Source organism: Nocardia sp. NPDC004604, from assembly GCF_040609795.1.
In the GTDB taxonomy this organism is placed as follows: domain Bacteria; phylum Actinomycetota; class Actinomycetes; order Mycobacteriales; family Mycobacteriaceae; genus Nocardia.
Genome location: NZ_JBEXLC010000062.1, coordinates 35,866 through 51,304 on the forward strand (window position 1 = coordinate 35,866; position 15,439 = coordinate 51,304).

Sequence of the window (15,439 nt, forward strand, 5' to 3'; positions counted from 1 at the left end):
TGCGGGAGTAGTAGGTAATGGAGGGATATCCATGAGATTCAACGTGATTCGGGCAGCCGTCACGGTTGTCGCTGTCAGCGCCGCATTGCTCGGCGGGCAGACACTCACCACCACACCGGTCGCGCACGCCGGGCCGTGCCTGCTCGGGCACGTCGACCCCAACAACGACAACAGCGCATGCAAGGGCAGCGACTCGGCGAACTGGCCGGAATCTGAGGCGAATCCAGACGGAAGCCCCACGCTGTCGTGTTCCCGGCTCAATAAGGGAGCGGGCGTCAAGACCTGGACCGGTAAGGGCTGGCGGAAATGGAAATGCATGCAGATAACCGAGCTGGGGCAGACCTACTTTAAGTGGTATGAAGTCCTCGGCACCTAAGGAAGGTGAGTCCATGGCGAACGATATCCCCCGCACGCCAGAGGTCGATCAGATCATCGCCGCCGCCGAGCAGCTCGGGCAGCGAGACGGGTACGTGGGCGTCGAGCATCTGTTTCTCGCCATCCTCGGCGACCTCGAAACGGTGCCCACGCGACAGCTGCAACGCATGGGAATCGATCTCGACGGCATCACCGCGCAGCTGAGGGAAACCATGGACAGCGAGAGCTTCCGAGAGGTCCGCAACCGCGCTCGTTTCCTCGATGGTCGCGAGGTCGAGCACTTCCCGGATGGTCGGGTCGTCACGCAGTATCCAGACGGCACGATCACCGAGCACTATGAGCCGCCGCAGTCCTGAAACGCCGATAGCGCCCCGACCCGCAACAGGGGCGGGACGCCTTCGTATCACCAAGTTGTCAATCACTCTCAGCCACAGGGGAAACCGATGCGCCGCACCGCCCTGCTCGCCACCATGCTTGCCGCTATCGCGCTGCCCGCGTGCAGCAACTCGACCACCGCGCCGACCGCGACCACACCGGCGACCAGCATGCCGGGCGTCGACAATCCGCTCGGGCCGACCGCTACCGTGCCGGCCGGGCTATCGTGCGCGGATATCGGCGGCGTGTTCGAGCCCCATGGCACCGACGGCCGCGGCTCCTGCGTGCCGGCCGACCAGCGCGCGCACTGCCATGTGCCGCCCGCGGCGCAGGACAATCACTATGTACCCGATTTCACGCTCACCCCACCGTTTCCGCAGGGCACTGTCGCCCCCGCGGTGGTGCAGGTGATGCTCGAGGGTGCCAGCAATGCGGACTGCTGGAAACCGCCCGCGAAGTAGCCGCTAGTAGCCGGGCTGTGGTGCACCCTTTCTACCTGCGGCAACGGGTTGCCACACCGCTCTGTCCTGCGGCAACTCATTCATCCAGTGCTAAGTTGGGCGCGATGAAGCTGCTCCATGTCAGCAGCGGCCCTGCCACATGGTCGAGTCGCTGGTTCTGGCTGCGCCATAACCTGTACTACCGGTTTCGGCATGTCTCCCGGGAGCCCGGCTACACCGGTGAGAACCAGTGGAATCCTCACCGTGAATACGGCTGGTGGGTCATCCGTCCGGCCAGCGGATGGCGTCGGATCCGCTGGATAACCCCGGCCCTGCACTACACGCGCGCCATCCCCGCTGATGACATGTACGCCGTCGGCAGTTGGAAGCTGGAGAAGTAGGGCCGGTAATCCGGATACAGCGACCCCATCCGATCCCGATCCGGCCCGACCGTGAGTGGAAGGTGTTCTACACCTGTACGGTCGTCCGCTGGGACCGCGACTTCCAAACCAGCAGTGCGGCTTGTGCGATGAAGAAGATGCCGCCACCAGTGGCGTAGACGGACAGGACATCCAGAGATGGGGCGGGGCCGATGGCTTGGCTGACGTAGACGGCGCCGACCAGGAAGGATAGGCCGCCGGAGATCAGGGTCGGCCATTGCTTGCCCAGGGTGGGGCCGCGGCGGTAGAGGCCGACGGCCAGTTGAGCCGCACCGGATATCGTTGCCCAGATACCGAATACGGCCAGCACCGCGGCCACACCGCCAATGGTTCCGGCAACGCCGAGGGCGAGGGCGACCAGGGTGCTCAGTGCGCCGTTGAGGGCGGTCACGTGACGTTCGGAGCCGTCCGGCACCGCGAGGTAGTCGATGGCGGAGGACACCGCATCGATGAGGGGGTAGGCGATCAGGAGGGTGAGCGCGACGGCGTTCAGGGGGTCGCGGGCCGCGGCGAAGGCGATTGCCCACGCTATCGCCAGGAAGCCGCGGACCAGATACAGGCGGATCATCGACGAACGTTCGGACGTCGAAACAGGCTGTACCGCAGTGGTGTTCATGAAAACTCTTCCATTCGATCGGTGTGAATGAACAAAGGCAGTGGAATCGCTAGCCGATGAGATCGCGTACGGTGGGTCCCCGCCCGTGCAGTACCGCGAGCTCGGCCCAGATCCACAGCGCCGCCGTACCCGCGAAAACCGCTGCCGCACTGCGCTGCTCGCCCCATCGGAACGCGCGAAACGGGGACATATCGATCACTCCTTGGGTGCGAAGACGAATTCCCGGACCGCGGAGTCGAAGCGCTGGGGTTCCTCCAGATGCCCCATGTGCCCGCTGTGTTCCAGAACGACCAGTCGCGAATCGGGGATCAGTTCGTGCAGTTCCCGTCCCCAGCGCGGCCCGCAGATGACATCATGGCGACCCACGACGACCAGGGCCGGGACGGTCAGATTCGGCAGATCGGCGCGGTCATCGATGAGATCGGGAGACAGGTCCGCGTCCAGTCCCGAGATATAGCTCGCCCGCAGGCCTGCCCGGAAGCGAGCCCACCGCTGTTCATTTCCCCAGTAGTCGGCGAAGTAGGACGGCAGGATGCCGCGCGCGACGGCGAGGGTCTGTTCGTCGCTCGAAATATCCTGCATGGCAGCGAATGCCGCGAGTACCTCATCCAGTTCGGGCCGGTCCGCGTGCGCGGCGGCGAACTCCTGGATTCGGCGCGTGGCTTCGGCCCCGTGCTCGGGGCCGGTGACCGGTGCGCTCTCGTACAGGACCACGCCCGCGAGCCCGGTCGGTCGGTGCAGTGCGTGATAGGCGGCGACGAACGCCCCGTGCGAGTGGCCGAGCAGATACACCTCGGGCACGCCCAGGTGGTCGATCAGCCGTTGCAGGGCGCGGCTGTAGCGCTCCCGGATGTAGCCGTGCGGATGCGCGGGCAGGCGACCGGATTCGCCGGTGCCGAGCGCTTCGACGTACACCATGGTCAGGTGTTCCTCCAGCGCGGGCATGCGCAGGTAGTCCCAGAAGATCCCGGGTCCGCCGGGGTGCGCGAGGCATACCGGTCCACTGCCGTGCACGTGGTACCGCTGTGCGATGCCATCGGAGTCGAAGGTGTGGGTGCCGGGCGCGAGGGTCTCGCGGATCGAAGGTGGTGTGGACATCACGCCGCCCGCAGCGGGCCGACGAACGACTTGCGCAGCGCGGACGGCCCGACCAGGGGCAGCAGTGCCGCCAGGATCTTGCCCTTGAACGCCTGCGGGGTCCGGGTCAGTTCGACATCGACGCGGCAGCCGGGCAGATCCGGTGTGATTCGGAAGACCCAGCCACCGCCCGCGCCGAAGAGCTTGGAATCCAGCGTGGTGACGGTGACGGTGTCACCGGCCGGATCCCAGTCGTAGCGGGCGCGTTCCCACGCGGCGGCGGTGCCCTCGGTGACCTCGGCCCAGGTGTCGCCGCGATCGTGGACGACGAAGTGTTCGGCGTCGATGCTCGGCCACACCTCGGGACGGGTGGGCCCGAAGTCGGTGAGCACGTGCATGACCTCGGCGGGCGGCAGCGTGGACATCAGGTGAAAACGGACGGTAGCCATGGAAATACCTTCGCCGCCGACGGCATGGCGCCGAATCTGTCAGATGACGCTGTCTTGACGTAATCCAGTTTCGGTAGGGTCTCCGCGGGACCCGCATATCCTCTCGGGGCTCGGAGGAGGATTCCGCACCATGCCGTTGTTCGGACGCGATACCGAACTGAAAGACCTGTCCGCCCTCGTGGACGGCCCCGGCGACCGGAGCGGCGTCCTGATCGAAGGCGAACCCGGGATCGGGAAGTCGACGCTCGTCGAGCAGATGGCCGCCGCCGCGGCCGTCGCGAGCCTGCGGGTGCTGCGAACCGCCGGGGTGGAAGCCGAACGCAACCTCGTCTTCGCCGGACTGCATCGACTCCTGTACCCGCTGCGCCGCGAGTTCGACGCCCTGCCGCCGCGTCAGTTCGACGCGCTGGCGACCGCTTTGGGCATGTCGGATGCCACCGACGAGCCGAGCATCCACCTGGTCGGGCTCGCCGCCCTGACCCTGCTCGCCGATACGGCGGCGGACCGAGCGGTGCTGGTTGTCGCCGAGGACGTGCACTGGCTCGATCTCGCCAGCGCCGAGGTGCTCGCCTTCGTCGCACGCCGCATCGACTCCGAACCCGTTGCCATGCTCGCTACCCTGCGTGACGGGCGAACTGGCCACGCTTGCGGCCTCCGTCGCCGCCGATGGGTTTCCGGATGCCGCGCTGCGGATCCTGTGGGGTGCGGCAGCGCGGTGCTTCTGGTCCGAACCCGGACCCGATACCCGGCGCGCGGTGCTCGCGGTCGCCGATACCTTCGGCATTCCCGACGGTGATCCGCGCAAGCTCGCGATCGACTCGATCGTGGCCCCGTTCGAGCGCGGAGCACAGGTCCTCGGCGACCTGCGGGCGCTGGCCGCGACCACGGGGCGCGATACGGAGGTCGATCACTTCCTCGGCAGCGCGGCCTACCAGGTCGGCGCTTTCGACCTCGCGGCACACTTCTCCGGTGCGGCCGCACCCGGATTCCGTTCCGCCGGGCGGCTGGGGCTGCTGACCCGGGCACTCGCAATCCAGGCCTGGAGCCTGGCCCGGGTCGGTGACCTCGCCGCCGCCGCGCCTATCGCAGCCGAGGCCGCGGCCTTCGCCCGGGAAACCGGGCAACCCTTTATGCATGCGTCCGTTACCGCGGTACAGGCCGAAATCGCGGCTCTGCGTGGGGATTACACCGAGGCCGCGGCGCTCGCGGCCGACGCCGAACGGACCGGACTGGCCGCTGCCGTACGTCCCGTGCTGGCCACAGTGCAACTCACCCGCGGGCTCATCGCGCTCGGCGAAGGCCGATTCGACGACGCATTCGCCGATCTGGCCCGCATCCACGATCCGCGCGACCCGTCGCATTCACCGGCGCTGTGCGCGTACTTCCTCACCGAGCTCGCCGAGGCCGCGGTCCGCGCCGGGCGGGCCGATGCCATGGCGGAACTGCTGCGCAGACTGGAACCGGCGGCCGCGTCCACACCGTCGCCCGCCCTGCACATCGGAATGCGTTACGCCCGAGCGGTTCTCGCCGGTGACAAGGCCGGGGAGTTGTTCGCCGCCGCGGTGGCGGCCGATCTCACCGGCTGGCCCGCCGAACGCGGCCGCCTGCACCTGGCCTACGGCGAATGGCTGCGGCGACAGCGCCGGGTCGTGGAATCTCGGACCCATTTGCGCATGGCCCGAGAGATTTTCGACGCCCTCGGCTTCGCCGCGTGGAGTGAACGGGCCCGCCTGGAGCTGCGTAGCGCGGGAGAATCCAGCCCGAATCGCGACCCGGACGCCCGGGAACGGCTCACCCCGCACGAGCTGAGCATCGCGCAACTGGCGGCACACGGGCTGACCAATCGGGAGATCGGGCAACGGCTCTACCTGTCGCACCGGACCGTCAGCACCCACCTGCACCGCATCTTCCCGAAGCTCGGCATCAGTTCACGCGGGGACCTCGCGGCACTGCTGCCCGCCTCGGACGAAACGGCCGATTGATCAGCCGGTCGCCGGTGCGACCGATCGACACCGATTACGTCATCCGACGCACGCGGCGGCGCCGGTGCGCTGCCTAGCGTCGATGGCATGAACATCAACCGACGACGACTTTTCAGTGGAGTGCTGGCGGCGGTCCTGGCCGCGGCTACCCTCAGCGCCTGCTCCACGGACTCCTCCACCACGCCCGCGACCGCCACGCCAGGCGCGGCCCTGCGGGCGGGATCGGGAGCCAACACCAGCCTGGGCCCCATCAAGAAGATCGACGCCGGTGTCCTCTCCGTCGCCTACGCCGAATTCGGGCCCGCCACCGGGCAACCCGTGATCCTGCTGCACGGTTGGCCCTACGACGCGTACAGCTACGCCGATGTCGGCCCGCTGCTGGCCGCGGCTGGATATCGGGTGCTCGTCCCGTTCCTGCGCGGCTACGGTGAGACCACCTTCCTGTCCGCGCAGACCGTGCGCAACGGACAGCAGTCGGCCATCGCGCGCGACATCATCGACTTCATGGACGCCCTGCACATCGACAAGGCCGTCCTCGGCGGATTCGACTGGGGCGCACGCACGGTCGACATCATTGCCGCACTGTGGCCGCAACGCGTCAAGGCAATGGTCGCGGTGAGCGGATACATCATCACCCAGCAGGCCGCACAGCAGCAGCCGCTGGCACCCGAAGCCGAACTCGGCTGGTGGTATCAGTACTACTTCGCCACCGAACGCGGCCGCCTCGGCTACAACCGCAACCGACACGATTTCAACAAGCTCATCTGGCAGCGTGCCTCCCCAGCATGGAATTTCGACGACGCCACCTACGACCGCAGCGCAACCGCCTTCGACAATCCCGACCACGTCGACATCGTCATCTCCAACTACCGGTGGCGGCTGAGCCTGGCACCGGGCGAACCACAATACGACGCCTACGAACAGCAACTCGCCACCGGACCGGCCATCACTGTGCCCGCCATCACCATCGGCAGCGACTTCGACGGCGCGGTCAAGGACGGAAAACCCTACGCCGCCAAGTACACCGGCAAACATGAGCACCGCATCCTCGACGGCATCGGGCATAACGTCCCGCAGGAAGCTCCGCACCCGTTCGCACAGGCGATCATCGACGCCGACCGTCTGTGAGGGCGCGAAACCCTTGCCGTGCAGCCGATATCCGGCTCCGGGCACTGCGTGTGCCCGGAGCCGGACGCGGTTACAGGGCGGCGCGCTGCTGGATGCGGCCGCTGCGTTCGAGCTCCACGACGGTGTCGATCCCGATCCTGCGCAGGAACGGGTAGTCGTGGCTGACCACCAGGATCGCGCCACGATAGTCGGCGAGAGCTTCGACCAGTTGCTCGACACTGGCGATGTCGAGGTTGTTGGTCGGCTCGTCCAGAATCAGCAGCTGTGCCGGCGGGTCGCCGAATAACAAGCGCGCCAGCGACACTCGAAAGCGTTCACCGCCCGACAGCGTCGAGACGGGCCGTTCCACACTGCTGCCACGGAGCAGCAGGCGGGCCAACCGATTGCGGATCGTGGCGGGCGCGGTGGCGGTGGCTACCGCGTGGACGTTGTCGAGCGCACTGGCGTGCTCGTCCAGGCTGTCCAGACGTTGCGGCAGATATCCCACCCGGTCGGTGAGCAGGGTGCCGCGTTCCGGGTGGCGGCCCGCGAGCAGATTCTCGATCAGCGTCGACTTGCCCGCACCGTTGGGGCCGATCAGGGCGACGCGTTCCGGGCCCTGAATGACGACGCGCCGGTCACCGTCGCTCAGTTCCGCAATGCGGCGACTGCGCGGTACATCCGGATCGGGCAGTTCGAGATGGATGTGTTCGTCGCGGCGGACCCGAGCGGACGCGGCATCCAGGATATCCTGGGCCGCACGGATTTTCGCATCGTGAGTGGTGCGCATGGCCCCGGCCGACCCTTGCGCCCTGCTGGCCCGGTTGCCCGCGAGAATCCGCGGAATTCCCCCGTCCCGCTGTGTCGCGCGGGCGGTGCGCTCACGTCTGGCGAGCTTGGTCTCGGCCTCGATCCGCTGCCGCTGCTCGACCTTCAACGCCTGTTCAGCGGTCCGAGCCGCCTGTAGGGCCGCCGCCTGCTCCTGTTCGACGTACTGTTTCCAGGCGCTGTAGGGCCCATCGAACACCTCCAGCGCCGCGCTATGCAATTCCGCGGTGGCATCCATCCGCTCGAGCAATTCGAGATCATGACTCACCACGACGAGGGTGCCCGGCCACGAATCCACGAATTCGGCCAGCCTGGCTCGGGTTTCGCGGTCGAGGTTATTGGTCGGCTCGTCGAGCAGCGTGATCGGGGTGCGCTGGATCCGCAGTCCCGTGATCGCGACGAGCACGGCTTCACCACCCGAGATCTCCCCTACCTTGCGGTCCAGATCGCCGGCGCTGAAACCGATTTCGTGTAGCGCCTCGTCAGCGCGGGATTCGATGTCCCAGTCGTCACCGATCGTCTCGAAGTGCTCGTCCGCGGTTTCGCCGGACTCGATCGCGTGCAGTGCTGCGAGTTTGCCTGCGATACAGAGTAATTGCGCGATGGTGGCCTCGCGGCCGAGGGTGAGGGTCTGCGGGAGGTATCCCACTGCACCGGTGGTTTCGATGCGCCCGGACGTCGGCGTCAGGATTCCGGCGATCAGCCGCAACAGCGTCGATTTCCCGGCGCCGTTGTGGCCGACCAAACCGGTGCGCCCGGTGGTCAACGTTCCGTTGAGCCCGGACAGCGCGACGGTGCCGTCGGGCCATTCGAAGGACAGATTCTGCAAGGTGATCGCAGCGGACATGGGGGTGGACATGGGTCGTCGACTCTTTCCTGCTCGCGAACGAGCGGCCGCAAGTTTCACGCCGTGGTCGAGGTGACCGTCGGCGCGCGTGATTCCGGAACTTTGCGGAGGCAGGCGAAGGCGAGAATGTCTCGGGCCGTTCGAAGACACCGAGGGAGAATGTGCGATGGGAAGCGCCGCCTTCGACTGGGCGGCTAGATTCTGTCGACTTCCTCGATGAGCACGTGACCACCCTACCAGCGGTGTCAGACGGTGATGGTCTGGTATTCGGTGTACTGGCCCAGCCCCACGGCCCCGTATTCGCGACCGATCCCGCTGGCCTTGAAGCCCCCGAAGGGACCGTCGAATCCGATCGGTGCACCGTTGATGGTGACCGTACCGGTCCGGATTCGGCGGGCGACGGCCACGGCGGCGGCCTCGTCCGCCGACCACACGCCACCGGAGAGCCCGTAGTCGGAGTCGTTGGCGATGCGTATTGCGTCGTCGATGTCGTCGTAGGCGAGGACGACCAGGACCGGGCCGAAGATCTCCTCCCGCGCGATGCGCATGGTCGGCGTCACATCAGCGAAAACCGTTGGCGTGACATAGAAGCCGTCCCGCAGACCGGGTGGAAGCTGCGGGCCGCCGCAGACCAGGCGCGCGCCTTCGCCGATACCGACCTCGATATAGTCGCGGACCCGCTGTTGCTGATCGCCGCGGACCATGGGGCCGATGAAGGTGTCCGGGTCGCGTGGATCACCGACCGGCAAGGACTCGACCAGCGTTGCCAGCGCCGCGACGACCTCCTCGTAGCGGGAGCGCGGGGCGAGGATCCGCGTGTGGGCGATGCAGGACTCTCCGTTGTTCAGTAGGGAACCGAACTTCAGGCCATTCATCACCGCCGTCAGATCGGCATCGGGCAGGATCACCGCCGCCGATTTGCCGCCCAGTTCGAGACCGACCCGTTTGAGCTGCTCGCCCGCGATGGACGCGATCCGGCGACCGGCCCTGGTCGAGCCGGTGAACGCGATCTTGTCCACCAGTGGATGCGAGATCAGGTGCTCGCTCGTTTCCCGTTCGGCGGGCAGCACGCTGATCACTCCGTCCGGCAGGCCGATGCGATCCACCAGCTCGGCCAGCAGGCCCATGCTCAGTGAGTTCTCCGGAGATACCTTCAGCACCACCGAATTTCCGGCGAGCAGGGCGGGCAGGATCTTCGATGTCGCGGAGGAGAAGGGCGAGTTCCACGGGATCACCGCAGCCACCACGCCGACCGGTTCGCGCCGTACCACGCTGCGCACGCGCGCATCCGGGTCCGACGAGGTGAGCGTGCGCTCCCAGTCGAAATTCTCGGCGGCTGCGAGGTAGGCATTCGCCTGCCGGGTCAGACCGGCCTGACCGGCCTTGGTGAACCATGCGGCGGAACCGTTTTCGGCGGTAATGAGTTCGGCGATCCGGTCGGCCTGTTCCTCGCGCAGCTCATTGAACCGTCGCAGCACGGCGATTCGCTCGGCGGGCGGGATGTCGCGCCACACGCGGCTTTCGAAAGCCGTGTGCGCCGCCACCACCGCCCGATCCACATCGGGAGGTTGCGCCTGCGCCGCCCGGCCGATGAGCGATCGATCGTGCGGAGACAGGATCTCCAGCAGTGCCGGTTCGCTGGGTTCGGTCCACGAACCGCCGATGTAGAGCCGGTCGTAGATGATCATCTTTTTTCTCCTGGGGTAGGCGAATTGTGTTGGTCGCGATAGGTTTCCAGCAGCCGCAACCAGACTTCGCCGATGGTGGGGAACGCTGGCACCGCATGCCAGAGGCGGTCGATCCGGACCTCCCCGGTGATGGCGATGGTGGCCGAGTGCAGCAGTTCGGCGACGCCCGGTCCGGCGAAGGTGGCGCCGACGATCACTCGGCGCTCCGGGTCGATGAGGACCCGGGCGTGTCCTCGATAGCCCGGATCGTGCTGGATTGCGCCCGCGACCCTTCCGATGTCGTAATCGACAACGTCCACCACCCGCCCGGCGCGGGCGGCGTCCTCGGTGGTGAGGCCGACCGCCGCGATCTCCGGATCGGTGAACACCACCTGCGGCACTGCCTCGAGGTCGGCGGTCCCGGTGTGCGGGCCCCATCGCCCGGTGTCCAACGTGAGCCCGCGTGCCCGGGCGGCGATGACCGCCCCGGCGATTCGGGCCTGGTATTTGCCCTGATGGGTGAACAGCGCACGGTGATTGACATCGCCGACCGCGTACAGCCACTGGCCGTCGACCGCGGTCACGGTGAAGGTGTCGTCGGTGATCAGCCACTGGCCGGGTGTCAGGCCGACGGTGTCGATGCCGAGGTCCTCGGTGCGAGGTGCGCGTCCGGTCGCGAGCAGCAGCTCGTCGGCGACCAGCCGCGTGCCGTCGGCGAGGGTGAGGTGGATGCCGTCATCGGGTTCACCCGCCCGTTCGGCCGCGGTGATGGTCGTGCCGAACCGCAGCTCTACACCGGCCTCCCGGAGCCGCTCGGCGACCAGGTTCGCGGCGAATGCCTCCATACGACCCAGCAGCCGGGACTCGCGGGCGATGAGGGTGACCCGCGCACCGAGCGCTTGCCAGGCGGTGGCCATTTCGACGGCGACCACCCCGGCTCCGAGAATCGCGAGCCGGTCGGGTACTTCCCGGGCACCGGTGGCTTCGCGACTTGTCCACGGCCGCACCGCATTCAGGCCCGGCAGCGGCGGCAGGGCCGCGGACGTGCCGGTGCACACAGCCACCGCGCGCCGAGCGGCGAGCCGCACGATGCCGCCCTCGGGCGTGTGCACGGTCACCTGCCGCGGTCCATCGAGTCGGCCGTGGCCACGCATGAGGTCGACCCGCACGGAGTCGAGCCAGTCGACCTGGTCCCGGTCGTTCCAGTCGGCCGCCATGCGGTCACGGTGTTTCAGCACCGCGGGCACGTCCAAGCGGCCGGTGACCGCGCTACCGACTCCCGGAAAGCGTACGGCCTCGCCGTAGAGTAGGGCGGGGCGCAGCAGGGCCTTGCTGGGTTCGCAGGCCCAGTACGAGCATTCGCCGCCGACCAGCTCGGATTCAACGATCACGGTGCTCAATCCGGCGGCGCGGGTGCGGTCGGCGACATTCTCACCGACCGGCCCGGCCCCGATGACCACGACGTCGTAGGTACGAACTTCCTTGTCGGACATGATGTTCCCGATCCGTGTTCTCCTCGAAGGTCTTCAGGGATCAGTGGGCGGAATTCTTTGCGGCCTGCTCGATCACCTCGGCCACCCGATCGGGATGCGAGACGGCGACCGAGTGCGAGGCCGCCACCTCGGTGACCTGCGCGTGCGCCCGTTCAGCCATGAACCGCTGCGCCGCGACCGGGATATTGAGGTCCTCGGTGGTGATCACGTCCCAGCTGGGCCTATCGGTCCAGGCGGCGACGGTGGCCTTCTCCTCGAGCGCGGCTTGCAGGATCGGGCGCTGGGAGGCGGCGGCCAGGGCGGCGCGGTCGGCGGGGACGTCGGCGGCGAACTGGTCGTGGAACTTGGCCTGCTGGATGTACAGATCGGTACCGATGCTGCCGTCCGGATCGGTGAACGGGACCGGGTCAAGCGTTGGGGGCAGGGTGGACCCGGGGAACTTGCCGGTCAGCTCCAGCGCGGTCTCGCCCGGCGCGGGCAGGAACGCCGCCACGTACACCAGCGCCTTGACCTGATCACTTCCGGCCGCGGCGGCGCTGATGACCGATCCGCCGTAGGAGTGCCCGACCAGCACGACGGGTCCGTTGATGTGGCTGATCAACCCACGCAGGGTGATGGCGTCGGCAGCGGGCCCGCGCAGCGGATTCGCCGCCGCGACAACCGGATAGTGGTCCTTGCGGAGTTTGTCGATGACGTCGTTCCAGCTCGATCCGTCCGCGAACGCGCCGTGCACCAGGACGATGGTCGGCTTCGGCGCGTCCTCGGTCGGCCCGGCGTGAGTGGTGGTGCTGGCGGTGCACGCGACGGCGAGGCTACCGGCCGCGACTGCGGCCGTGACCGCCGCGATCGCCCGGCCCGCACGCCACATCCGGGGGCGTCGAATGTCGACCATGTCATTGTCCCTTCGAGGAGCGGTGAAGCACGTTGTGCGGCTTCCACTCTGGTGCCCGCTCCCCCGCCGCCACATCTGTCAACCGACGCAGACCATGACGTAGTCATCACCCGACGCCCGCCTAGCGCCGGGACCCGGCCGGTCACCGTACCGGTACGGCGGCCGAGAGCCGCCGAAGCTGGTCGTCGGAGAGCCGCAGATCTCCCGCGGCGATGTTCTCCGCGAGGTGGGACTGCGAGGTCGTGCCCGGAATCGGCAGCATCACCGGCGATCGGTGCAGCAGCCAGGCCAGCGAGACCTGTGCGGGTGTCGCGCCGACCTCGGCCGCCACCTCGGCCACGGGACCGTCGGCGACGGCGTGCGCTCCGGCCCCGATCGGGAACCAGGGAATGAACGCGATGCCCTGTGCCGCAGCGTATTCCACCACGTCCTCGTGACCGCGCTCACCGATGTTGTACAGGTTCTGCACACTGGCGACCGGAGTGATCGCGGCCGCCTCGCGCAACTGCTCGACGCTCACCTCGGAGAGACCGATATGACGCACCTTGCCCTCGTCGACGAGTAGCTTCAATGCGCCGACCTGGTCCGCCAGCGGGAACGCAGGGTCGGCGCGATGCAGTTGCAGCAGGTCGATGCGGTCGAGTCGCAGTCGGCGCAGCGACAATTCGGCCTGCTGACGCAGATAAGCCGGATGCCCGAGCGGAATCCACTCCGGCGGCGCGGGCCGCACCGCACCAACCTTGGTCGCAATGACCACCTCGTCCCGATACGGCGACAGCGCCTCCGCGATCAGCGACTCGTTCTCGCCGAGTCCGTAGGAATCAGCGGTGTCGAACAGATCCACCCCGAGCTCCACGGCACGGCGCAAAACCGCGATGGCGGCCCGCCGATCATCCGGCGCTTTCCAGATATGAAACATGGCGTTCGAGCAGCCCGGCACCTGCGGTGCGGTCAATCGCATGGTGCCGTAACCAATTCGGCGCACCGCCAGGTCTGCGCCCAGCTGAAATGTTGTTGTCATCGGCTCGATCCCTTCCTCTTCGTGAGCTGCGAATCGCGGCCGGCAGCGGCCGCGTCGACGAAGCTAGGTTTCGCGGGAGCGCCGCCGCGAGCGTCGAATGACGTAATCACTGTCGGTGCGGCCGGTTCACCGGTCTTGACAATTGCCCGCGCCGGATGGTGAATGGCAGTGCGCCGGTTCGAGGAAGGGTCCATAGTGCAGCCTGGGGATGACAGTGTGTTGGATGGCTTTGCCCGACGGGCGGTTTCGCTGGAGGGTGCGGAGAAGACCGTCTACGTGGCCGGGTCCGGTCCGGCGGTGATCCTGATGCCGGAGATGCCCGGCATCAGCCCCGACGTGGTGCGGCTCGCCCGGTGGGTGCGCGATGCCGGATTCACGGTGTACATGCCGTCGCTGTTCGGGGTCGACGGCGCATACCCCACCGTCGAACTCGGGGACCGGATCGCAAGACGGGCGTGTATCAGCAAGGAGTTCCGTGCCTTCGGCGGCGGGGAGACCAGCCCGATCGCGGTGTGGCTGCGAGCATTGGCGCGGGTCGCACACGAAGAGTGCGGCGGTCCGGGTGTCGGCGCGATCGGTATGTGTTTCACAGGCAATTTCGCACTCACGATGACTCTCGAGCCCTCCGTCATCGCGCCGGTCGTCAACCACCCCTCACTCCCCCTGGACAACCCCGCCGCCCTGGAGCTGTCCCCGGACGACGCTTCCGCAATCAAGCGACGCTTCGAACGCGACGACCTCCAAGCGCTCGCCTACCGCTTCGAGGGCGACAAGTGGTGCACGGCCCAACGTTTCGCCGCCTACCGCCAACTCCTCGGCGACCGCTTCGACGGCCGCGTAATCCCGGCCGAGTACGCCAACCCGGAACCGCCCCCCTTCTTCCGCGACACGGTCGAGACCCCGCACAGCGTGGTGACCGCCCACTTCGTGGACGAGGAAGGGCACCCCACGGTGCAGGCTCGGGACGAGATCCTGGCGTACCTCCGCAGCAGGCTCCTCACGTCCTGAGTCGGCTGTGCGCGCCGAGCGATCAGCAGACCGGCGTCAAGGCCGTATCTGCCGAGGTAGATGACAAGATCCGGCACCCGTGAGTGACGTAGGTGCGGTCATCTAGGTAGGTGCACGGTGAGTATGAGCCATTCGGTGATGGCGATGGCGCCGCGCCCCTCGGGACCGGGCGCTCGACCTTCATAGCGGCGTCAGCATTGATGGTCGCAGTAGTGTGGCTGCCCGAACACGGCGGCACGAGTCAGCCCCCGGACTGTGATGGCTGTGGAAGAAGTACCCCAGTCGAGCTGCGTGAGTGGACTGCCGCCAACTGCGAACGACGGTCGAAGGTCCGAGCGCCGCATCGGGGACACCAGCGCGGCATCCGCAAAACCTCGAGACGATCCCACAACCAGCCGACCCACCACCCTTACCAACTCTCCCGAACCAACAAATCCACCAACCAGCCACGAACCTGATCGGTCGAGAATGCGCTGATGCAGGGGCGCTCTCGGCGTTTGCCTGCATCAGCGCATGGTGATCGCTTGTCCAATATCGGGGGTGTTGGGTGGGTGGCTGTGGTAGACCTGCCAGCGACAGCGGGGGCATCGTGCGCCGCGAGATCGCGACACGTTGGCAGGCCAGCGCGCCCGGATGCCCGTGGCCGCAAGTGAGCTGCGGGGATATTCTGGCTGGTGCCCGCCGGGTAGCTCACGAGTAGCCAATGGTTGAGATCGATCCGCTCGAGACACAGCGTGATGTTGGTGTTGATGTCGTCACGGAGTTGAATGCTGCCGGTTTCGCGGACGCGGAGGAGATCGGGCGGGGCGGGTTCGGGGAGGT

At 67.4% G+C, this 15,439-nt stretch carries 17 protein-coding genes; 8 read left to right on the plus strand and 9 right to left on the minus strand.

What is annotated here, in order from left to right:
- Positions 1-31: 31 nt before the first annotated feature.
- From ABZW16_RS22635 to ABZW16_RS22650, 4 genes are all read left to right on the plus strand, one after another.
- Positions 32-376: a hypothetical protein gene (locus ABZW16_RS22635; protein ID WP_354957944.1), complete on the plus strand. Its 345-nt coding sequence runs from the start codon at positions 32-34 to the stop codon at positions 374-376.
- Positions 377-389: 13 nt separating this feature from the next.
- Positions 390-731, plus strand: a complete 342-nt coding sequence (locus ABZW16_RS22640) for a Clp protease N-terminal domain-containing protein (protein ID WP_354957945.1) — start codon at positions 390-392, stop codon at positions 729-731.
- 87 nt (positions 732-818) lie between these two features.
- Positions 819-1,211: a hypothetical protein gene (locus ABZW16_RS22645; protein WP_354957946.1), complete on the plus strand. Its 393-nt coding sequence runs from the start codon at positions 819-821 to the stop codon at positions 1,209-1,211.
- A 104-nt stretch (positions 1,212-1,315) separates the two neighbouring features.
- Positions 1,316-1,591, plus strand: a complete 276-nt coding sequence (locus tag ABZW16_RS22650; RefSeq protein WP_354957947.1) for a hypothetical protein — start codon at positions 1,316-1,318, stop codon at positions 1,589-1,591.
- 67 nt (positions 1,592-1,658) lie between these two features.
- Here the strand turns inward: ABZW16_RS22650 and ABZW16_RS22655 are convergent, their stop codons facing one another.
- Genes ABZW16_RS22655 through ABZW16_RS22670 form a run of 4 tightly spaced genes read right to left on the minus strand, consistent with a single transcriptional unit; the run spans position 1,659 to position 3,772 of the window.
- The gene (locus ABZW16_RS22655) at positions 1,659-2,246 is read right to left on the minus strand and encodes a DUF308 domain-containing protein (protein WP_354957948.1); all 588 of its coding nucleotides are present in this window, start codon (positions 2,244-2,246) and stop codon (positions 1,659-1,661) included.
- Between the two features lie 49 nt (positions 2,247-2,295).
- Positions 2,296-2,436, minus strand: coding sequence for a hypothetical protein (locus ABZW16_RS22660; RefSeq protein WP_354957949.1), 141 nt, complete (start codon positions 2,434-2,436; stop codon positions 2,296-2,298).
- 5 nt (positions 2,437-2,441) lie between these two features.
- A complete protein-coding gene (locus tag ABZW16_RS22665) occupies positions 2,442-3,344 on the minus strand; it encodes an alpha/beta hydrolase (protein ID WP_354957950.1) in 903 nt (300 codons plus the stop codon).
- A complete protein-coding gene (locus ABZW16_RS22670) occupies positions 3,344-3,772 on the minus strand; it encodes a hypothetical protein (RefSeq protein ID WP_354957951.1) in 429 nt (142 codons plus the stop codon). The genes ABZW16_RS22665 and ABZW16_RS22670 overlap by 1 nt, the downstream gene beginning before the upstream one ends.
- Before the next feature lie 130 nt (positions 3,773-3,902).
- Between ABZW16_RS22670 and ABZW16_RS22675 the strand changes: the two genes are divergently transcribed.
- The 3 genes from ABZW16_RS22675 to ABZW16_RS22685 all read left to right on the plus strand — a co-directional run bounded on the left by ABZW16_RS22675 (position 3,903) and on the right by ABZW16_RS22685 (position 6,882).
- On the plus strand, positions 3,903-4,568 hold the full coding sequence (locus ABZW16_RS22675) for an ATP-binding protein (protein ID WP_354957952.1): 666 nt from the start codon (positions 3,903-3,905) through the stop codon (positions 4,566-4,568).
- Between the two features lie 877 nt (positions 4,569-5,445).
- A complete protein-coding gene (locus tag ABZW16_RS22680) occupies positions 5,446-5,754 on the plus strand; it encodes a helix-turn-helix transcriptional regulator (RefSeq protein ID WP_354957962.1) in 309 nt (102 codons plus the stop codon).
- Between the two features lie 87 nt (positions 5,755-5,841).
- Positions 5,842-6,882, plus strand: coding sequence for an alpha/beta hydrolase (locus ABZW16_RS22685; RefSeq protein ID WP_354957953.1), 1,041 nt, complete (start codon positions 5,842-5,844; stop codon positions 6,880-6,882).
- Positions 6,883-6,952: 70 nt separating this feature from the next.
- On the opposite strand, the gene ABZW16_RS22690 is transcribed toward ABZW16_RS22685, so the two are convergent.
- The 5 genes from ABZW16_RS22690 to ABZW16_RS22710 all read right to left on the minus strand — a co-directional run bounded on the left by ABZW16_RS22690 (position 6,953) and on the right by ABZW16_RS22710 (position 13,609).
- Positions 6,953-8,548, minus strand: a complete 1,596-nt coding sequence (locus ABZW16_RS22690; protein WP_354957954.1) for an ATP-binding cassette domain-containing protein — start codon at positions 8,546-8,548, stop codon at positions 6,953-6,955.
- A gap of 233 nt (positions 8,549-8,781) precedes the next feature.
- Positions 8,782-10,224, minus strand: coding sequence for an aldehyde dehydrogenase (locus tag ABZW16_RS22695; protein WP_354957955.1), 1,443 nt, complete (start codon positions 10,222-10,224; stop codon positions 8,782-8,784).
- Positions 10,221-11,696, minus strand: a complete 1,476-nt coding sequence (locus tag ABZW16_RS22700) for an NAD(P)/FAD-dependent oxidoreductase (RefSeq protein WP_354957956.1) — start codon at positions 11,694-11,696, stop codon at positions 10,221-10,223. The genes ABZW16_RS22695 and ABZW16_RS22700 overlap by 4 nt, the downstream gene beginning before the upstream one ends.
- Before the next feature lie 40 nt (positions 11,697-11,736).
- Complete coding sequence (locus ABZW16_RS22705; RefSeq protein WP_354957957.1) at positions 11,737-12,588, minus strand: alpha/beta hydrolase; 852 nt, start codon at positions 12,586-12,588, stop codon at positions 11,737-11,739.
- A gap of 142 nt (positions 12,589-12,730) precedes the next feature.
- Positions 12,731-13,609, minus strand: coding sequence for an aldo/keto reductase (locus tag ABZW16_RS22710; RefSeq protein ID WP_354957958.1), 879 nt, complete (start codon positions 13,607-13,609; stop codon positions 12,731-12,733).
- A 162-nt stretch (positions 13,610-13,771) separates the two neighbouring features.
- Between ABZW16_RS22710 and ABZW16_RS22715 the strand changes: the two genes are divergently transcribed.
- On the plus strand, positions 13,772-14,617 hold the full coding sequence (locus ABZW16_RS22715) for a dienelactone hydrolase family protein (RefSeq protein ID WP_354957959.1): 846 nt from the start codon (positions 13,772-13,774) through the stop codon (positions 14,615-14,617).
- Positions 14,618-15,439: the final 822 nt, after the last annotated feature.